The sequence below is a fragment of the Flavobacterium amniphilum genome (genome assembly GCF_023634845.1).
Lineage (GTDB): Bacteria > Bacteroidota > Bacteroidia > Flavobacteriales > Flavobacteriaceae > Flavobacterium > Flavobacterium amniphilum.
The window spans coordinates 1-18,838 of sequence record NZ_JAMLJL010000008.1 but is presented as its reverse complement, the minus strand read 5'-3'; the positions used below and the strand labels follow the sequence as shown (position 1 = coordinate 18,838).

Sequence of the window (18,838 nt, the reverse complement as noted above, 5' to 3'; positions counted from 1 at the left end):
CACTTTACATTTTTATGCTATTATTCTATAAATCCGTTCTCGAGAAAATAATTAACAATGGCTTCCTTCATCAAAACCGATTGTTCACCAGCTTTCAATGGCGGTAATTCGGCTTTTACAGTATAATGTGGCCAGCCATCGTTGTCAAAATATTCAAATTCATAATAACCATATGGCTCCAGCAAACGGCAAATGGCTATATGCATCAAATTGATTTTTTCGTCTTTCTTATAGGTTGTATTAAATTTACCAAGTTCCTGAACCCCGATTAAATAAATAATGGCGTCTAAATCAAGGTCTTCACCCTGTGAAAATTGATCTGAAAGTTTTTGAACCAGCAGATCCCAGCGTTCTTTGAGTTGTATATCGCGTGACATTCGTTTTTTGTTATGAGTTATGAGTTATGAGTCATGAGCTATGAGTTCACAATCATAAAATTAGTCTGCAAAGATAGCATTGATATTCTTTTCTGTTGATTCTTTACCGTATTTTCTTAATTTTGGGAAAAAAGAGACAAAAATGGGAGTTTTAGATATCATATTAGCCATATTCTTAGCTGTTGGATTTTACAAAGGATACAAAGACGGCTTATTCGTTGAGTTAGCCTCACTGGTTGCATTTTTCATCGGCATTTTTATAGCCGTGAAATTCTCCTATATTGTACAAAACGCGATAGGAGACAGCGAATCATGGTCACCTAAAACACTTCAGGTCGCTTCCTTTGTGATTACATTATTGATTGTAGTTGTTACCATCCATTTATTAGCCAAAACGTTGTCAGGAATTGCCAGTTTTGCATTCCTTGGATGGGCAAACTCATTATTGGGCGGTGTTTTCGGCTCGATTAAAACGGCTCTTTTTTTCGGAATTATTCTGACTTTGTTCCAAAAAATGAACAGTAATTTCATAAAAGTTGATGAAGATTTACAGGAAAACACCTTACTGGTTGGTCCTTGCATGAAAACATCCGAAATATTGCTTCCCGTTTTAAGTGATTGGTTTAATGATGTAAAAGAAGAAGTTTTGGATTATGACAAGTCGGAAGATGCAGAATTTTCCAAAGATACCGTTCAATAATATTACTTAAGTTCTTTGATCGCAGATTTTACAATCCAGCCTTCTTTTTGATTCAGTAATTGTATTTTTTTATAATTTCCAACTGTTTCCAAAGCATAAACCTTTGTGCCTTCGTGCAACGTGAAAGCATCAGGTGCCGATGCATTCGGTTCACTCTTCACGATGATTTCTTCTGCAAAAACAATGGCGGGACTTTCTTTTTCCAAACGGTTCTTTTCAAAAAAACCTGCAAAAACACTAAGTATTACAAAAAGTAACGAAAACAACATTCCGGAAAAGAAAACTCTTTTCAAGGTTGTTGTGTTAGAAAAATAATAGCCTGAAAAACCTAACAATGCCATAAATGCAAATACAACTGACAACCAGGCCCATGTATCATAATGAAATAGAGAAGTAGAATCGGAAAACAACTTTGAAAACCCCAGTTTTGGGACTTCTTCAATATGATCAATTGTCATTTTTTGCGCAAATCCAAGATTGTTCAATATCTCACAATCATTTGGCTCCAGCTGCAATGCTTTTTCAAAATTATAGATTGCCGGTGCTGTTTGTCTGAGTTTATAAAAACAATTTCCCAAGTTAAAATAAACCTCAGCCGATTCATGACCGGAATCCAGAATATTCTGATACACGGAAGCTGCCTGCTCATAATTCCCCTTTTGATACAGTTCATTTCCTTTTTCAAAAGCATCCTGCGCCCAAAATACTTGGGTAAACAATAAGACTATGTAAATTATTTTTCTCATTTAATTTCTTTGAAATTCTGATTTCAATTTCTAAACCAATTGTTTTTCAAGTTCGGAAATAATACTTACCGCCAAATTGTAATCATTTTGCAGACTCGCTCCGGTTGACGGCGCGTAACGTGCAAATTCACAGCTTTCAACCAAAGCAATAAATTGGTTTACCGTATCCGGATCTGCTTTTTTAACCAATAATAATTCTTTGATTTTATCCTTGCTCATTTCAAATGTTTCCAAATGAAGTTTTGCTTTCAGGAAATTATGCAATGCTCTTTCCAGTGCTATATAAAATGGCTCTTTATTTGCCAATTGTTTTTGCGCTTCAGACAAATACTTCTTAGCCAATTTATTTGATAATTTAATTCTGTTTCCGGTGACATCAGCATCGCTGGCATCTTTTCTCTTTCTGAAAACTACTAATACCGGAACCAAAAGAAAAGGAATAAACAATAGTGCGTAAAACAATCCTGAACCTAAAAAACCACCATTATTCTTGTCGGATAATTCCGTTTTAGTTTTTATAAAGCCGAAAGTAGTATTCGCTTTTACTTCTGTTTTAGTTGCACTGGTTTCAGCATCATTGTTTACGATAACATTACCTTCTGCTACATCAACTTTAATCTTTCCGGAACTAATGGTTTTATATTGATTTGTAGATGGATCAAAATAAGTAAAAGTGATCGGATCTATAACATATTCCCCTTTCTTTTGCGGAATAATTGTATAGGTATCAGCTACATTTCCTGACATTCCGGCTACTGAAGTCTGTATATTCTCTTTATGGGCCGGTTCATACATTTCTAATGCCGAAGGCACAACTGGTTTAGGTAAGGTAAATAGTTTCAAATTCCCTTTTCCGCTGGCTACAATTTTTAAATCAAAAGATTCTCCTGCTTTCAATTGTGTTCTTGAAGGAACAACCTGAAAATCAAAGTTCCCAACTGCACCGGTAAAGGATTCGGGTTTATTGCTTTCCGGAAGCGGTTTAACGGTTATAACTTTCGAACCTGTTGAAAATCGTTTCACCATTGGCTTTCCTACCGGATCACCAAAAATATCAAAACCCTGTATTACATTTAGTTCAACATTCAGCAATAATGGATCAATCGTAAATTTACCTGATTTTTGAGGATACAATACCACACTGGTTAAATCAACATAACGGTAATCCTGGCCGTTTACAGTTTGATTTTTAGGCTGTGGATTATCATTCTTTTCAACCTGACTCCAAAAATCTTTATATTGAGGATCTTTCCCTGTTGAACTGTACCCTGTAATTTCAGCCTGAGGCCCTACAAACAATTTATAAGTAATTGTCACACGTTCATTAAGATATGGGTTTGGGTTTGAAATATCAGCAACTAGAAAAACCTGCTCGCTCTTTTTTTGTTGCTTAAGCTGCTTGGCGTAAGGTGTATTATAATCATCATTCTGAACCGCGTTACCAACTGTAATTTTTATCGGGTTTGTTTTATATATTCTGTTTCTGATTTCAATGGTTGCCGGTTTGATAATCAAAACTCCTTTTCGTAGAGGATGTAATATAAACGAGTATGTTTTCTGAAAAGATTTTCTTCCATTATTATAAGCAAAATTGACTGTTTGACTTGGTCCCATCACCACTTCAAAACCGTCAAATGCTGGATAATTAAAATTATCACCGTCATCATTCATTATAAAATTAACCTGTACCGTTTCATTGATCCCCATTTTGTCGGCGCTGACACGGGCATCAAATTGTACTTGTGCAGACAATCTGAAACTTAAAAGTAATAATATAAAAAGTAGTCTCCTCATTATTTTAATCCGTCATTTTTACCAGTCTTTCCCTTCTTCAACCGGTTGTCCTTTTACTTTTCTGGCATTAACCTTATCCTGAATTTTCTTTTCTTCATTATTTACAGCATCCAGCAAATTCTGCAAACGGTCTTTCGGAACATTACCTGGTTTAGGTTTTGGCTTATCCTGCTTATTCTCCTCAGGTTTTTTCTGATCCTTATTTTGATTATTCTGGTCTTTTTTATCCTTTTGATCTTTATTCTGATCTTTGTTTTTATCCTTATTCTTATCTTTCTTATCGTCTTTTTTGTCATCTCCTTTTGGAGGATTGTCTTTCAGCATTTTTTTGGCCAAAGCATAGTTATAGCGCGTTTCTTCATCGGAAGGATTGTTTCGCAATGCATTTTTATAAGCTTCAACAGCTTTATCGTATGCTTTCTCCTTCATGAATACATTCCCGATATTATGAAATGCGTTGTGTTTTTGCTGTTTTCCTTTTGCCGATTCTATTGCTTTTGCATAAGCATATTTAGCTTCACTTGGCTGATTTTGTTTATAAATCGCGTTACCGAGATTATACGAAGAAGTTGCTCTTTTCCCATTGATTGCTTTCGAAACACGATAATTCGCCTCAGCTTCGGCAAATTGCTTTTTAGCAAATTGTTCGTTCGCTTCCGGCAATGCAAAATCCTTCTTCTGCTGTGCAAAAGTGCCCACAAAAAGCAGCAAAAATACTATTTTAAAAACGCTTTTCATGTTATTTCTCTTTCTTCTCATTAAACAAATCCAATTTTTGAACCCATTTTGTCTTTCTTTCCAGCAGAAACATATCTAAAAACAAAAAGAAAAACCCTATTCCCAAAAACCATTGAAACTGTGACTGGAAACTTGACATTTCAGTAGCTTCAAATTGTGTTTTCTGTATTTTGTTGAGTGATGATTTCATGAAATTCACCACACTCTTGGTATTACTACCGTTGATATAACTACCGTTGGCAGCTTTTGCAATTGCTTCCAAAGCTTCCGGACGTAATTTTGTGATTACCTTCTCACCGGTTGAACGGTCAATATGATAACTTTCGGTTACTCCGTTATTTTTTAAGGGAATTGGACCACCAGCCGTTGTGCCGATACCTATTGTAATGATTTTAATTCCTTTTTTCCGCAATTGGACTGCTGCTTTTTCTGCCGATTCAGAATGATCTTCACCATCCGTAACCATGACCAGTAGTTTGCTGGTATTACCGCTTCCTTCAAAATAACTGTCTGTAAGCTCAATAGCTTCATTCAGATTACTTCCCTGCGAAGAAATCATATTCGGATTCATGGTTTGCAGGAACATTTTTGCAATGCTGTAATCGGTTGTGATTGGCAACACCGGAAAAGCACTTCCCGAATACGCTATAATCCCGACACGGTCACTTCCTAAACTATTGATAATCTGCGAAACAACCTGTTTACTTTTTTCCAATCGGTTAGGTGCAATATCTTCAGCCAGCATACTTTTGGAAACATCAATTGCAAAAACAATATCAATTCCTTCTCTCTTAACTTTTTCTTTTTTAGTTCCTATCTTCGGATTGGCTAGTGCGACAATCAACATAGCAAGCCCAAACAATACAAAACCAAATTTCAATCCCGGTTTAAATCTTGATTTATCAGGACATAATGATTTAACCAGATGTACATCTCCAAATTCTTTTTGCTTCTTCTGTTTCCAAACCTGAACCCACAGAAAAACGAGTACCAGTATTGGAAGCAAAAATAACAAGTACAAATATTTTGATTCGTCTATTTCGTTATACATCTTAAATAAAACTTCTGAAAATGGTATTCTGCAATACTATTTCAATTAACAACAATAAACCTGCCAACCCAGCGAAAAATCTAAATTTCTCATCATAATTAACATGCTTTAACTCTTCAACCTTAGATTTTTCCAATTTATTGATTTCCTCATAAATACGTTCTAACGCCGAATTATCTTTAGCACGGAAATACTTTCCGCCGGTTTTCTTTGCAATTTCCTGCAATAACTTTTCATCAATCTTAACCGGCATCATTTTGAACAATAATTCTCCATTAGGCGCATAGGCATAAGGAAACATTGCATTTCCATTAGTTCCAATACCGATTGTGTATACTTTTATTCCTAAATCGGCAGCAATTTCAGAAGCCATAACCGGCTCAATAAATCCGGCATTATTCACACCGTCAGTCATTAAAATCACGACTTTACTTTTGGCTTTACTCTCTTTCAAACGGTTTACCGCTGTAGCCAATCCCATTCCGATTCCTGTTCCGTCTTCCAGAACCGGGTCAAATTTTATATCATCAATTGACTGTAATACCATTGCTTTGTCGCTGGTAACAGGCGTTTTAGTATACGCTTCGGCGGCATAAACCACAACACCTATACGGTCATTTACACGTTCACTGACAAAAGAAGCCGCAACTTTTTTAAGTGCTTCCATTCGGCTTGGTTTCAAATCGGCAGCCAGCATACTGGCTGACACATCCGATGCAATAACAATATCGATACCGTCAGAATTGTTACTTTTATTACTCACATCAACACTTCTCGGTCTTGCCAATGCAATAATTAACGAGCTAAGTGCCAATAATCGGAGTACTAATAACAATGGTTTCAATTTAGGAATGATTGAAGCAGAAGCTTTAAATCCTTTCAACGAACTTATTTTCAATGTTGCCTTTTCTTCTTTACGCTTATAAAAATACCAAGCCACTGCTAAAGGAAGCAGAAGAAACAACCAGAAAAACTCCGGGTTTAAAAAAGTCACATTGGCCATTAGTTTGCTACTTTAAGTTCTACCGAATTCAACATACGCTCAGCTATTTTCTGTCCGTTTTCATCACCGTCTTTGTGGACAATCATAATTTGCTGTAAACCTCCGTCCTGACTAAATAGCAAAATCTCATAATACAAAACTTCACCGTTTGCTGTCATGGTTCCAAATCCTTTGATTCCCTTAACTCCTTTTCCGGTACTGAATTCTTCCTGTTTTACGAGCATATTTTGTACACCTTGTGCTTCAATCGTTTTAATGGTTCCGTCCAATGCAGTACTTAAATCGATATCTTTTTTCTGCTTGAATTCAGTTGTTGAAACCGTGATATAGAAATACTCAAAAATATTACCGAAGCTGAACATCTGCATATCCTTGATTAATGCCATCGTATTTTTAGGCAACACTTTCTTCACATCCATCCGTTTCAAAACTTCCGGTGTTTCTATAAGTACGGCCGGATTTCCGTATTCCGATTTCAACCAGTCTGTATATAGTAATTCTTTGGTTGAATATCCGGAAAAACCATCTTTCACATAATCGATTCCTTTGGTAATACTAACAAATGTCAACGCTGATAAAAGTAGAAGTCCCGAAATTCCTGCTACTGCAACCGTACGTTTTTTACGTTGCTGTTTCTTAAGAAATTCCTGTTGTTCCTTTTGCCATTTCAGACTGCTTTCATCAACTACAACTGGTATGGCTTTATCGAATGTAACGATAATACTTTCGATTTTTTCCCTGTCGCTTGCAATTTCAAAATCAAGCGGCTTTGATTGGGCAAACTTTACCAAATCGGCTTGTTTGAGTATTTTCTCAAGACTTTCAAGAGTCTCTTTTGAGAGCTTCATTTTCTTCTTGTTCGATGCCATTCGCAACGAAACGATCAATTCGGAAGTTGTACTTTCCTTAGCCGGAATTTCAATCGCTTCTTCAATATAATCACGTGCAATATCAGTCAGTTCCGAATAATATTCTTTTACTTCACCTTTTTCAAGCCAATTCTTTTTCTCCAGCAATTGCAACAGAGCTGTAGCCTTTTCAATAGGGGAATTATAAACGATTTCTTCTTCCTTTGGCGCTTTTCTTTTCTTCCAAAAATAATAGATCCCATATCCAATACCAGAAAGCAGTAAAACAGCCAATAAATACTTCCACCAGTTCCCATTAGGTTTTTCAACCGTAATTATGGGTTTGATATCATACATTTTTTGTTTTAAAGTATCCACTTTAACATTAAGTACCTCAACTTGTATACTATCTGAAAAATTGAGCTTTTTATTAATTAGAACCGGAATTCTGGGAATTACATATTTACCCGAATCAAATTGGGTTAGTCCGTATTTCTTAATCAGTTTATATTGTGATTCTTCTTTTACAGTGTCGATAGGAAACGATTCGATAACTTCCAGTCCACCGTAAAATTTCTCATTCGGGAAAGCAACCTGTGTTGAAGGCTTACCTTTAACCGTTAATGTAAGCGTAAACTGAGCGCCGATTTTATTTTTTTTCTTATCGATCTTTGTTTCCAAAGACTGTGCATATGCCATAACCTGGCATAACAACAACAAAAGAAAACTATACTTTTTGATCACTTTCATTAATCTTATCTTGATTTAAAATACCCCAGTAATTTGGTAACATAACTTTCATCAACTCTGGTATTTACAGTGCCTGAACCACATTTTGAGAATATTTCCCTGAAATAGGTAACTTTATCAGTATAATACTTTTCGTATTGCATGCGTACAGTGGCTGATCCGGTATTTACCCATTGCACCTGACCTGTTTCGGCATCCTGCATGGCTACCAGTCCGACATTGATCATTTTTTCTTCACGGATATCATAAACCCTCACTCCTGTTATATCATGTTTTTTACTGGCAATTTTCAGTGTCTTTTCATAATCGTCATCCGCTATGAAATCGGAAATCATAAACACGATTGCTTTTTTCTTCTGGGTTGCCGATAAAAACTGTAACGCCTGTGAAATATCTGTTTTATTGCTTTTTGGTGAAAATTCGATCAATTCCCGGATGATGCGCAACACATGCGGTTTTCCTTTTTTCGGAGGAATATAAAGTTCAATTTGGTCCGAAAACAAAATCAGCCCGATTTTATCGTTATTCTGTGTTGCCGAAAAAGCCAAAGTAGCTGCAATTTCAGTAACGATTTCACTTTTCAGTTGGTTTTTGGTACCAAAACTCTCCGAACCTGAAATATCCACCATCAACATCATGGTTAACTCACGTTCTTCCTCAAAAACTTTCACATACGGTTCATTATAACGCGCCGTCACGTTCCAGTCGATCGCACGCACATCATCCCCGTATTGGTACTGACGCACTTCTGAAAACGTCATACCACGTCCTTTAAAAGACGTGTGGTATTCGCCCGAAAAGATATGATCGCTCAATCTTCTGGTTTTGATTTCTATTTTGCGGACTTTCTTAAGTAATTCTTTGGTATCCATCTCTTAGTAATTAGTAAAGAGTAAAGAGTGATTAGTAAGAAGACTAGGCTAGTTACTGGTCACTGTTTACTAGTCACTTTTCTACGGCACTTCGATTTCGTTTACAATTTTATTGATGATTTCAACCGAAGTAATATTTTCTGCTTCAGCTTCATATGTGATACCGATACGGTGTCTCAATACATCATGTACCACAGCGCGGACATCTTCCGGGATTACATAGCCACGGCGTTTGATAAAAGCGTAACATTTAGCAGCCATTGCAAGATTGATACTCCCACGAGGTGAAGCACCGAAACTGATAAGCGGTTTTAATGATTCCAGTTTGTATTTTTCGGGGAAACGTGTAGCAAAAATGATATCCAGTATATATTTTTCAATCTTCTCATCCATATACACTTCGCGGACAGCTTCCTGAGCACGCAAAATTTGTTCGATTGAAACCACAGGATTTACTTTTTCGAAACCACCGTTAAGGTTTTGGCGGATTACCTGACGCTCATCTTCCATTTTTGGATAATCGATAACCGTTTTCAGCATAAAACGGTCAACCTGTGCTTCCGGTAACGGATATGTTCCTTCTTGCTCTACCGGGTTTTGTGTTGCCAGTACCAGGAAAGGTTTTTCTAATTTAAAAGTCGAATCACCAATAGTTACCTGCTTTTCCTGCATCGCTTCCAACAAAGCAGATTGCACTTTTGCAGGAGCACGGTTAATCTCATCGGCTAAAACGAAATTAGCAAAAATAGGTCCCTTTTTAATCGAGAACTCATTTTGCTTTATGTTATAAATCATAGTACCGACCACATCGGCTGGAAGTAAATCAGGAGTAAACTGAATTCGGCTGAAACTACCATGGACAGCTTGTGACAGCGTATTGATTGCCAAAGTTTTTGCCAATCCAGGAACTCCTTCAAGCAAAATATGCCCTTGACCCAAAAGCCCAATCAGCAATCGTTCAATCATGTGTTTTTGCCCCACAATTACTTTATTCATTTCCATGGTAAGCAAATCAATAAAAGCACTTTCGCGTTCTATTTTTTCATTTATGGCTCTAATATCTAAAGTCCTTGTATTTTCTTCCATTGTCATTTTTTTAAGGTCGTGAAATTAACATTTCAATTAATACTGTGCAAATTGAAAATTAAATTACATTGATGCTGTTAATAATGAGTTAAATATTAAATGAATAGCCTATTTTTAAGCTTTGTTTAGCAATATATTTGACAAATTTTAAGAACTACTAATCCAATTTATCTTGAAACCGAAATTATCCCGAATTATAGCCGGCACCATGACATGGGGAAGCTGGGGCAAAAACCTGGACTCAAAAGGAATGGTATCGATGATGGAAACATGTCTTAACGAACAGATAACCACTTTTGACCATGCCGACATTTACGGAGGACATACAACCGAAGAAGATTTCGGAAGAGCCTTTGGGCAAAGCGGGATTGAACGCAATACCATCCAACTGATTTCAAAATGTGGCATCAAATACCTTTCCGAGAAAAGAGATTACAACATTAAGCATTACGATTATTCAGCTGAATATATTATTTGGAGTGTGGAAAATTCACTAAAAAACCTTCAAACTGATTATTTAGATGTTGTATTACTTCACAGGCCAAGTCCGTTAATGCATACTGAAGAAATTGCCGAAGCGATTGACAAACTCAAACATCAAGGCAAAATAAGAAGCTTCGGATTATCCAATTTCACACCATCACAAACCCAATTAATCCAAAGAGAAATTGCTGTAGATTTTAACCAAATCCAATTTTCAGCCACACATCATGAACCGATGACTGACGGCAGTCTCGATTTTATGCAATTAAACGGAATTACTCCGATGTGCTGGAATCCGTTAGGAACTATTTTCAGGGAGAAAAATGATCAAACCGAACGTTTGAATGTTCTTTTGAATAATCTTAGCAGTAAGTATCAAGTAGCCACCGACACTATTCTGTTAGCCTGGATTGTTCAACATCCTTCCGGAATTTTACCCGTAATAGGCACTACAAGTCCGCAACGTATTAAAAATGCAACACAGGCACTGACTTTAAAGCTGGATCTTGAAGACTGGTTTAAAATTTGGACTGAGAGCATGGGAACAAAAGTTCCTTAAAATAAAAAACACCGGCCCCGAATGAGAGAAAAGGCCGGTGTTAGAACTAACTAAAATCAAGGTTGTCCTTATAAACTTTGCAGAATTGATTTTTCAATAATCATTACAAGTTTACGTGTTGGAAATCAAAATATTTCATGTAATACCACTGTTATAACCTTCTGAAGAAAGACATAACATGTGTTTTTTACCTTACACTTATTGACTTAACGGTAAAAGATGTATTTTAGTATATATTTTAGCCGAAATGATTAACAAGCGTCTTCTTATCAAGAACTTATTGGCTCACAATGATGAGAATAGCTTTTATGACAAAAAAAGGCAGTTGAATTTGCACACAAGGGAAGGAAAAGGAAAATTCCTTAAACACATTTGCGCACTGTCAAACTCGAATCCTAACAATAATTCGTACATCGTCGTAGGTGTTGAAGATGAAAGTAATGAAATTGTCGGGGATGATTTTTTTGACGACAGCCGCATACAGAATCTGGTCAATGCTTTTTTGGAAAACCCTCCCAAAATCCAATATGAAAACATCCCATTCCCGAATTTGCCAAAAGACCGGGTTGTAGGTTTGGTCACCATAAAACCCAATCATAAAACATCTTACTTTAAAAAAGGGATTCACACTATAACCGCAAACACTACTTTCATAAGAGTTGGCAGCAACACAATCCCAACGGAAGATAAAGTTCCATATAACAAACAAAATATAGAGACCGTTATCAGTATTGAGAACAACTCCCGCAACAGCATCGCTTATACATTGGACGGTGTTTTGGATTTCATGAATGTGAGACATAAAGACATGGACACCAAACACAAAGTATTCAAAGAATTATTTGTGGTTTGTTGGGCAGGAAACAAGAAAAAAATAAGGGATATAACTTATTTCTCAAGAGTTGATATTGAATTAATTAATGAGCAGATCAAACTCTTTTATTCGGCTCAGGATGAAGTGACGATTAGTTATACCGACAGTACTTTTGTAATAACCGAATACATTCCACTGGGGCTGAATGACAAAACGAGTTATTATCCTTTGGAAAAAATGACCATTACTTTCTTCGACAACGGTTATTACAAAATGGAAACCGAAATGCTGTTTGAACCACCTGAATACAACAAAAAAATGCTTCATCATATCTACAATTCCAACAAGTCACTTCTGGAAAAAATGGAAAAGAAAATTACTTTAACCGAAAGGGAAGAAAAAGACTTGGAAAATCTCCCTTATACATTCATGCTTTGCTATCTAAACGGTTTTGAAAATGCAAAACAAAGACTGATTGACGCTAAATTATTACTCAAACCTTATCCTACAATTTATGTAAGTTTTAAGGAAGCGTTAAGGGTCTTACGAAAAATGAAATACGACAGTGAGAATCTGATTTACAAAAAGTAAGTGCTGAAATTCCTGTTAATAGCTCTCAAAGTACTATAAATCATAACGATCCAGAGTACAAAAAGAATCAACAAATTAGCAAATACCGAAAAGCCTACTTTTTCATCATTGATAAGCAGATAACCCTCTTTAAAAGTCAGGGTCAAAATATCAAAAAGAGGTTGGTTCATGTTTTTAAGTGTGAAGAACAAAATAAATACAATATTTAACGAAATGACGATAAAAAGCGCAACCAATAGAGTTGACATCAATAACGAGAATCTGTTATTTTTACTTGTATTTAAATTTTGTGCAATCATAAAACCTTAGTGGAACAAGACGATAAAATTGCGAAAATTCCTTCAAATTTATTTACGGTTTTACCTCCAATTTTGTTAAAAATTGTTTTTGGCTATATCAAACCTGCTTCCTTGGCTTTGCGTATAATTTCCTCATCACCACCTTTATCAATTCCTAGGTAATCCTTGATTTGCACCTTCCTTTTTTCAACGGCACTTATCGATAAATTCATATAATTTGGGATATTTTTGGTCTTAATCCCTTCTGCAAGCAATGAAATAATTTTACGGTTGTAACTGTCCAAATAGATTTTCTTGGATAATAATTCACTCACGTTTTGTGTAACTGTGGTACTGTGATAAGTTCCTCCTTCAACAATAAGTTCGAAAGCCTTCAGTAATTCTTCAGCAGAAAAATCACTTTTAACCAAAATACCTTCGGGTTCAACCGTAACAATCAAATCATATAAAATCAAAGCCTCCGAATGCGAAGTCAATACGATTATCCTCGAATCTGGTTTGTGTTTACGCGTTAATACAGCCAAATCCTTCCCTGAATTAATTCCCTTTTCTGGATAAGCCGGCAAACTGTAATCCAACAAGATTACATCAAATTCATTTGTATCAGTGATTATATCATAAGCCGCCTTACAATTAAAAGCAGAAGTAGCCTCAATTTCATAATCTTTGGTATTGTAAGACAAAATAATCTTATAACCTTCAATCATTGAGGGATGGTCTTCAACAATCAGAATTTTCAATTTCATTTTTAATCTTTTTAAATCGGAATCAATATCTGGATTGTTGTCCCTTTATTAATCCCTGACATTATTTTTAATTCACCGTTCAAACTTTTAATCCGCGACTGCATATTTTTCAAACCTATACCTTCCCGCACTTTTCTTGTGTCAAAACCACGACCGTCATCTTTTATGATGGCAGATAAACCTTTATCAGTTTTAATAATTTCGATCAGTACATTTTTAGCTTTGGAATACTTGTAAATATTTTGCAGTGATTCCTGGAAAATACGGTACAAATTGATTTTGATTGAACTTTCAATATCCTTCCAGTCAATTTCGCTGCTGATTTCAATTACATAGTCAATATCGGAAAAAACCCGCTGACTTTCAACTAAAGATTCAACAATTGCTTTAAAACTGTCATTTTCAAGAAAATTCTCTTTTCCTAAATCATGTGAAATACTCCGGATCTCTTTTTCAATATCTTGTATTTGAGCAATATAATTTAAACATTTTTTGATAGTTTCTTCATCATTTTTTTTACCGAGTATAAACAAATTAAGCCTTGTACTGGTCAATTTACTCATAATTCCGTCATGAAGCTCCTGTGATATCCTTCTTTTTTCATTTTGCCGTGCTTCATCGATTACACTCTGCTGGTTTAACATAAGACGGTAAATCTCTTCGTTGGCCTTTTGTTGTTCCCGTTCAAATTGCAATGCTTTGTTTTTAGAGTGCTGTGCTTTGGTGATATAAGCCATGATGATTAACAAAAGTAATCCAACGCTAAGCGCAACAATCACCCACAGTTGAATGGAAATTTTCTTTTTTTCGGCCTCAATATTATTCTTCTGGCTCAGGATTTCATCCGTTTCAAATTCAATTCTGGCGAATTTATTACGTGTCGAACGCTCAACATCCTGTAAGCTGTCGGAAAGTTTGATATATCGTGACACATATTTGGCATTCTTATGCGGTTCTATTTTGGCCAAAAGTTTTAACGCTGAAAGTTCATCTTCGAAGATTTTGTTTTCGTTGGCCATCTTTTTAGCAGAAAGTCCGTAATACAAAGCGCGTATCGTATCTCTCTTAAAGAGGTAATATTTGGACAAATTAATCTGACTGGAAACAATTCCGGGTATATTATTGAGTTTTTCCCTAATTTGAACCGCTTCATTGAACATTCCAATTGACGATTCGTCTTTTAATTCCAGTTTTGCATAAGCCCAATTGTTAATCAGGTTAGAATACACCACCGGATCGGAGTTCTTAAAATTAGCAAACTGCAAAGCACTCTTAAAATAGAAGATAGCGTTTTCATACTCCTCTTTTTTAAGGTATAATCTTCCGATAAAATTATAAGCTTGGGCTTTTAACAAAAGATGTTGCGGGTCTTTTTTAAGTTCAAGTGATGACTCATAAGCTTTCTGATAGTAGATTAAGGATTCATCCAAGTTGTTCAATCCTTCAAGTGCATTACCAAGTGTGATATAGCAATCGTAAACCAATCTGGCATCATCACCAATTTTTGCTTCTTTCAGAATACTTACAATAGCAGTTTCTGCACCGGTAAAGTCTTTCTCATGCAGTAAGATATTTGCTTTCCAGAATTTTACTCTTAGTACTTCAGGATTACCTTTAAGATGTGAATACGCTTTTTCGGTTTTAATATAGTAGTAATAAGCACTATCGTTTTTAAACCGGTTATAATGATAATCCCCGATGTAGTTTAAACTCCTTGCAATATACAATGTATCACCGGCCTGATTTGACATTTTATACAGTTCACGGCATACATATAAATATTTCACATAATCTTCGGCATTGAAATATCTTCCGGCCAATTTAAAATAACGGGCACGGTTCAGTGAATCATTGGGTTGATTCTGGAGAAGCTGCAATATGTGGTTTGAAATGGCTACTCTTTCTTTATTCGCTACTTCAAAATCATTGGCTTTTATGAGCAATGATTCTATTTCTTCGCTGGAAACAGAGCCTGTATTGCTTTTCTCCTCATGACATGAGGAGAAAATAAAAAGTAATAGTATACTATAAAATACCTTTTTCAATTTGCAGAGATGATATAAAAGTATATCAAATCTACTACATTAAAAAAAAATATGGTATAATTTTAAGCTTTAATTGTAGGTTTTTTCTTTTAAACCTCGAAATTTAGTAAAAATTAAGGCTTTATAGGCATAATAATCGGGTCTATTTATATCTTCATTGCTCAATCAAAATCTCGGTTGTGATTTTTGACTGGGATTATCCATAACCTCTGAAATATCATGGTTACAGGTAAAAGAAGACATCTTCAACTGTGAAAAAACGTATTGATGTAACTGGAATTCTTGCAATTTCTGAATCCGGTTAACTTATATATAGCCGATACCTTAAGGTTTTTTTGGCATCACGATAGGATCAATTTCTACCAGTCCCTCCGGATCTTGCTGAGTTGTTGTGGTTTGTTGTTCATCTGCCATTTTAGACATCTCAGAAGAGCAAGTAAAAGGGGAAACTGTTAATACGAAAAAGCTGATTGATAAAACTAAAGTTCTCATGTTCTTGATTTTTTGAAGTTATTGATTAGATAATTTTTAAATTTGTATTATTGTTGACGGCCTTATGGTTTTTTAGGCATAACAATAGGATCGATTTCTACATTTTCCTGATCACAATCCTGAGTGGTTGTTTGTTGTTGCTCGTCAACAATTTCAGTTACTTCAGATGAACAGGTAAAGGGTGAAATTGTCAATACAAAAAAGCTGATTGATAAAACTAAAGTTTTCATGATTCAAAATTTTAACGATTAATATTTATTTTTGGATTTATTATTTTCTATAAAAGTGTGGCCCTTTTATAATTTCCTAAATTATAAAGGATTTATGACACGTGGCTACGGATTTTCCGCATATTTTGTTAAATTGTAACTACATGATTAACAGGTTCTTAGTTGTTGGCGACATTCATGGAGCTTTAAAAGCATTGAAACAAGTTTTAGAGCGCGCGATGATAACGTCAAATGACACCATAATATTTTTGGGAGATTATCTGGACGGTTGGAGCGAATCTCCCCAACTGCTGGATTTCCTTATCGCTTTGAAAAAAAAATACAATTGTATTTTTATGCGGGGCAATCATGATGAGCTGGTTCTCCACTGGTTACAAAACAATCATGACAATCCCATGTGGTATAATCATGGAGGTGAATCTACCGTGATGGCTTACCAAAAAATTTCTGAAGAAGACAAAAAAAAACATATTAAGTTTTTACTCAACTTAAGAAATTACCATATAGATGAACAAAACCGCCTTTTTGTTCATGCAGGTTTCACCAATTTAAAAGGTGTAACAATAGAACATTTTCCCCGTATGCTATATTGGGACAGAACATTATGGGAATTAGCACTTTCATTAGACCCCACCCTTCCCAAAGATTCTGTATTTTTTCCAAAAAGACTCAGTCTTTATAAAGAAATTTATATCGGTCACACACCGGTCACACAAATTAACCAGACCATTCCCGTCAATAAAGCTAACGTATGGAACATAGACACCGGAGCCGCATTTAAAGGACCACTGACTATAATGGATATCGAAACCAAGGAATTTTGGCAAAGTGACCCTGTTTACACACTCTATCCTAATGAGATTGGGCGGAATTAACCCGATTCTTACTATATTTGCCCCCTATTTAATTTAATAAAGATGAATAAAAAGATTTTTACATTAATAATGTTACTTTCTGCATGTTTAGCAAATGCTCAGGAAGCTTACAACGGAAAAGGAGATACTAAAATGCATTTGGGAGCTAACTTCCAGGATGGCGGCACAGGAATAAATGTTGGTACTGATTACGGACTTGGAGAAAATATTTCAATAGGATTTTCTGCTTCTTATTTATTAGGTGTTAAAGAAGTGACTGTTGCCGATGAAACCATCAAACCAAAATTTAAAGACCGTATCGATGCAAAATTGAGATTCAATGCTAACATAGGAAAAGTGATGACATTACCGGAACAAATTGATGTTTATCCAGGTATTGATTTAGGTCTTAAAAATTTTGGCGGACATATTGGAGCCCGTTATTTCTTTTCACAGGGATTTGGTTTACAAACCGAATTCGGTGTTCCTTTTGCTAAATACGATACTGACGTACAAGGTTTTGAAAAATTAAACAACCAATTCTATGCTAATGTAAGCATGGTTTTCAACTTATAATGAGCGTAATAGAAAAAAAATTAAAAGACAGAAGTAATTCTGTTTGTGAATTGTGTGGAAATCCACATGACTTACAAGTTTTTAATGTGGCACCTAACACAGTTGAAAATCTGGAGCAATCCATTCTAGCCTGTAAAACCTGTGTAAGCCAGATTGAAAATCCTGAAACTACCGATGCCAATCACTGGCACTGTTTGTCTGACAGTATGTGGAATGAAAATCTTCCGGTTCAGATTGTGGCTTGGCGTATGCTAACTCGCTTGAAAAAGAATGATCTTTTGGATATGATGTATTTGGACGAAGAAGCTTTGGAATGGGCAAAAGCAACAGGTGAAGGCGATGATGGCGAAGGAAAAATTGTTCATAAAGACAGTAATGGCAATATTCTACTGGACGGAGATTCAGTTGTTTTAATCAAAGATTTAGATGTAAAGGGTGCAAATTTCACTGCAAAAAGAGGCGCTGCCGTACACAACATCAAATTAGTCTGGGACAACGCCGGACAAATAGAAGGACGTGTTGAAGGACAATACATTGTAATCCTTACACAATATGTAAAGAAAACAAAATAAACTACAACCGTTTATTTATAAAGCAAAAAAAAGGGCTGTCTACAAAAGACAGCCCTTTCCAATTAACACAAATTAATCTAAACAACTATTACTTCATGAGTATTCATTGCATCAACAAATTAAGGAAAACACAATCTTATTAATAACCAGTTTATTATTAAAAAACTGTAAAAAAAACAAGTCTTTCTAATCGACTATTTACAAGTCTGACATTATATCCAAATCTGAAAAAGTTTGTATTAAAAACCAATATCCAAAGATTATATCTAAGGATTGACCAATGGTATCTTGCGTGGTATTTAAGACAAAATTATATATAAAAAACTCATCGCATATTTATCAAAAAGAAAATTCGGTGATATGTATTGTTAATCCGACAAAAAGAGAAATTGAGCCTTAAATTAAATAAAAAAGCACCACAATTCTGCGGTGCTTTTTTATTATCTGAAAATGTCCCGTCCTGAAATAGCGATACAATAAAAAAGAATCGACATGGAAAGACATGACACTTATGTAAAGCGCACCCAGAAGGATTATACGCTAAGTCTAAAGATCCAGATTGTAAAAGAGATTGAATCAGGTGAGTTGTCAGCTTATTCGGCCCAGAGGAAA

At 35.4% G+C, this 18,838-nt stretch carries 20 protein-coding genes; 6 read left to right on the top strand and 14 right to left on the bottom strand.

Annotated features, from left to right (window positions below; genetic code table 11):
• Positions 1 to 20: 20 nt before the first annotated feature.
• Complete coding sequence (locus NAT51_RS10375) at positions 21 to 377, bottom strand: hypothetical protein (protein WP_250598796.1); 357 nt, start codon at positions 375 to 377, stop codon at positions 21 to 23.
• A 142-nt stretch (positions 378 to 519) separates the two neighbouring features.
• On the opposite strand from NAT51_RS10375, the gene NAT51_RS10370 reads away from it, so the two are divergent.
• Positions 520 to 1,077, top strand: a complete 558-nt coding sequence (locus NAT51_RS10370) for a CvpA family protein (RefSeq protein WP_250598794.1) — start codon at positions 520 to 522, stop codon at positions 1,075 to 1,077.
• Positions 1,078 to 1,079: 2 nt separating this feature from the next.
• Here NAT51_RS10370 and NAT51_RS10365 read toward each other — a convergent pair whose 3' ends face one another.
• The 8 genes from NAT51_RS10365 to NAT51_RS10330 form a co-directional block, all read right to left on the bottom strand.
• Positions 1,080 to 1,823, bottom strand: a complete 744-nt coding sequence (locus NAT51_RS10365) for a tetratricopeptide repeat protein (protein ID WP_250598792.1) — start codon at positions 1,821 to 1,823, stop codon at positions 1,080 to 1,082.
• A 30-nt stretch (positions 1,824 to 1,853) separates the two neighbouring features.
• Positions 1,854 to 3,617 carry a BatD family protein gene (locus NAT51_RS10360; protein WP_250598790.1) on the bottom strand — a complete coding sequence of 588 codons (1,764 nt, stop codon included), beginning with the start codon at positions 3,615 to 3,617 and terminating at the stop codon, positions 1,854 to 1,856.
• Between the two features lie 18 nt (positions 3,618 to 3,635).
• A complete protein-coding gene (locus NAT51_RS10355) occupies positions 3,636 to 4,376 on the bottom strand; it encodes a tetratricopeptide repeat protein (RefSeq protein WP_394799696.1) in 741 nt (246 codons plus the stop codon).
• The gene (locus NAT51_RS10350; protein ID WP_250598788.1) at positions 4,357 to 5,406 is read right to left on the bottom strand and encodes a VWA domain-containing protein; all 1,050 of its coding nucleotides are present in this window, start codon (positions 5,404 to 5,406) and stop codon (positions 4,357 to 4,359) included. Before NAT51_RS10350 ends, NAT51_RS10355 begins: the two co-directional genes overlap by 20 nt.
• Position 5,407: 1 nt before the next feature.
• Entirely contained in the window at positions 5,408 to 6,409 is a 1,002-nt protein-coding gene (locus NAT51_RS10345; RefSeq protein ID WP_250598786.1) for a VWA domain-containing protein, read from the bottom strand.
• On the bottom strand, positions 6,409 to 8,007 hold the full coding sequence (locus tag NAT51_RS10340) for a hypothetical protein (protein WP_250598784.1): 1,599 nt from the start codon (positions 8,005 to 8,007) through the stop codon (positions 6,409 to 6,411). Before NAT51_RS10340 ends, NAT51_RS10345 begins: the two co-directional genes overlap by 1 nt.
• A 5-nt stretch (positions 8,008 to 8,012) precedes the next feature.
• Complete coding sequence (locus NAT51_RS10335) at positions 8,013 to 8,879, bottom strand: DUF58 domain-containing protein (RefSeq protein WP_250598782.1); 867 nt, start codon at positions 8,877 to 8,879, stop codon at positions 8,013 to 8,015.
• An 81-nt stretch (positions 8,880 to 8,960) separates the two neighbouring features.
• A complete protein-coding gene (locus NAT51_RS10330) occupies positions 8,961 to 9,965 on the bottom strand; it encodes an AAA family ATPase (RefSeq protein ID WP_250598780.1) in 1,005 nt (334 codons plus the stop codon).
• A gap of 169 nt (positions 9,966 to 10,134) precedes the next feature.
• On the opposite strand from NAT51_RS10330, the gene NAT51_RS10325 reads away from it, so the two are divergent.
• The gene (locus NAT51_RS10325) at positions 10,135 to 11,007 is read left to right on the top strand and encodes an aldo/keto reductase (protein ID WP_250599016.1); all 873 of its coding nucleotides are present in this window, start codon (positions 10,135 to 10,137) and stop codon (positions 11,005 to 11,007) included.
• 247 nt (positions 11,008 to 11,254) lie between these two features.
• Entirely contained in the window at positions 11,255 to 12,412 is a 1,158-nt protein-coding gene (locus tag NAT51_RS10320; protein ID WP_250598778.1) for an ATP-binding protein, read from the top strand.
• Here NAT51_RS10320 and NAT51_RS10315 read toward each other — a convergent pair.
• From NAT51_RS10315 to NAT51_RS10295, 5 genes are all read right to left on the bottom strand, one after another.
• Positions 12,400 to 12,711, bottom strand: a complete 312-nt coding sequence (locus NAT51_RS10315) for a hypothetical protein (protein WP_250598776.1) — start codon at positions 12,709 to 12,711, stop codon at positions 12,400 to 12,402. The genes NAT51_RS10320 and NAT51_RS10315 overlap by 13 nt on opposite strands.
• A 92-nt stretch (positions 12,712 to 12,803) precedes the next feature.
• Positions 12,804 to 13,457, bottom strand: coding sequence for a response regulator (locus NAT51_RS10310; protein WP_250598774.1), 654 nt, complete (start codon positions 13,455 to 13,457; stop codon positions 12,804 to 12,806).
• Positions 13,458 to 13,468: 11 nt separating this feature from the next.
• On the bottom strand, positions 13,469 to 15,502 hold the full coding sequence (locus tag NAT51_RS10305; RefSeq protein WP_250598772.1) for a tetratricopeptide repeat-containing sensor histidine kinase: 2,034 nt from the start codon (positions 15,500 to 15,502) through the stop codon (positions 13,469 to 13,471).
• Positions 15,503 to 15,826: 324 nt separating this feature from the next.
• Positions 15,827 to 15,994: a hypothetical protein gene (locus tag NAT51_RS10300; protein ID WP_250598770.1), complete on the bottom strand. Its 168-nt coding sequence runs from the start codon at positions 15,992 to 15,994 to the stop codon at positions 15,827 to 15,829.
• A gap of 62 nt (positions 15,995 to 16,056) precedes the next feature.
• Positions 16,057 to 16,224 carry a hypothetical protein gene (locus NAT51_RS10295; protein WP_250598768.1) on the bottom strand — a complete coding sequence of 56 codons (168 nt, stop codon included), beginning with the start codon at positions 16,222 to 16,224 and terminating at the stop codon, positions 16,057 to 16,059.
• Positions 16,225 to 16,367: 143 nt separating this feature from the next.
• Here NAT51_RS10295 and NAT51_RS10290 point away from each other — a divergent pair, with 143 nt between their 5' ends.
• From NAT51_RS10290 to NAT51_RS10280, 3 genes are read left to right on the top strand one after another with little or no spacing between them, the layout of a single operon-like run.
• Complete coding sequence (locus tag NAT51_RS10290; protein ID WP_250598767.1) at positions 16,368 to 17,099, top strand: metallophosphoesterase; 732 nt, start codon at positions 16,368 to 16,370, stop codon at positions 17,097 to 17,099.
• A gap of 42 nt (positions 17,100 to 17,141) precedes the next feature.
• The gene (locus NAT51_RS10285) at positions 17,142 to 17,654 is read left to right on the top strand and encodes a DUF6646 family protein (protein WP_250598765.1); all 513 of its coding nucleotides are present in this window, start codon (positions 17,142 to 17,144) and stop codon (positions 17,652 to 17,654) included.
• The gene (locus tag NAT51_RS10280) at positions 17,654 to 18,226 is read left to right on the top strand and encodes a PhnA domain-containing protein (protein ID WP_250598763.1); all 573 of its coding nucleotides are present in this window, start codon (positions 17,654 to 17,656) and stop codon (positions 18,224 to 18,226) included. Before NAT51_RS10285 ends, NAT51_RS10280 begins: the two co-directional genes overlap by 1 nt.
• Positions 18,227 to 18,838 lie beyond the last annotated feature (612 nt).

Bases quoted from the DNA above. Each gene is read 5' to 3' on its own strand.
- NAT51_RS10375 (WP_250598796.1), bottom strand. From the start codon at position 377: ATGTCACGCGATATACAACTCAAAGAACGCTGGGATCTGCTGGTTCAA.
- NAT51_RS10370 (WP_250598794.1), top strand. From the start codon at position 520: ATGGGAGTTTTAGATATCATATTAGCCATATTCTTAGCTGTTGGATTT.
- NAT51_RS10365 (WP_250598792.1), bottom strand. From the start codon at position 1,823: ATGAGAAAAATAATTTACATAGTCTTATTGTTTACCCAAGTATTTTGG.
- NAT51_RS10360 (WP_250598790.1), bottom strand. From the start codon at position 3,617: ATGAGGAGACTACTTTTTATATTATTACTTTTAAGTTTCAGATTGTCT.
- NAT51_RS10355 (WP_394799696.1), bottom strand. From the start codon at position 4,376: ATGAGAAGAAAGAGAAATAACATGAAAAGCGTTTTTAAAATAGTATTT.
- NAT51_RS10350 (WP_250598788.1), bottom strand. From the start codon at position 5,406: ATGTATAACGAAATAGACGAATCAAAATATTTGTACTTGTTATTTTTG.
- NAT51_RS10345 (WP_250598786.1), bottom strand. From the start codon at position 6,409: ATGGCCAATGTGACTTTTTTAAACCCGGAGTTTTTCTGGTTGTTTCTT.
- NAT51_RS10340 (WP_250598784.1), bottom strand. From the start codon at position 8,007: ATGAAAGTGATCAAAAAGTATAGTTTTCTTTTGTTGTTGTTATGCCAG.
- NAT51_RS10335 (WP_250598782.1), bottom strand. From the start codon at position 8,879: ATGGATACCAAAGAATTACTTAAGAAAGTCCGCAAAATAGAAATCAAA.
- NAT51_RS10330 (WP_250598780.1), bottom strand. From the start codon at position 9,965: ATGGAAGAAAATACAAGGACTTTAGATATTAGAGCCATAAATGAAAAA.
- NAT51_RS10320 (WP_250598778.1), top strand. From the start codon at position 11,255: ATGATTAACAAGCGTCTTCTTATCAAGAACTTATTGGCTCACAATGAT.
- NAT51_RS10315 (WP_250598776.1), bottom strand. From the start codon at position 12,711: ATGATTGCACAAAATTTAAATACAAGTAAAAATAACAGATTCTCGTTA.
- NAT51_RS10310 (WP_250598774.1), bottom strand. From the start codon at position 13,457: ATGAAATTGAAAATTCTGATTGTTGAAGACCATCCCTCAATGATTGAA.
- NAT51_RS10300 (WP_250598770.1), bottom strand. From the start codon at position 15,994: ATGAGAACTTTAGTTTTATCAATCAGCTTTTTCGTATTAACAGTTTCC.
- NAT51_RS10295 (WP_250598768.1), bottom strand. From the start codon at position 16,224: ATGAAAACTTTAGTTTTATCAATCAGCTTTTTTGTATTGACAATTTCA.
- NAT51_RS10290 (WP_250598767.1), top strand. From the start codon at position 16,368: ATGATTAACAGGTTCTTAGTTGTTGGCGACATTCATGGAGCTTTAAAA.
- NAT51_RS10285 (WP_250598765.1), top strand. From the start codon at position 17,142: ATGAATAAAAAGATTTTTACATTAATAATGTTACTTTCTGCATGTTTA.
- NAT51_RS10280 (WP_250598763.1), top strand. From the start codon at position 17,654: ATGAGCGTAATAGAAAAAAAATTAAAAGACAGAAGTAATTCTGTTTGT.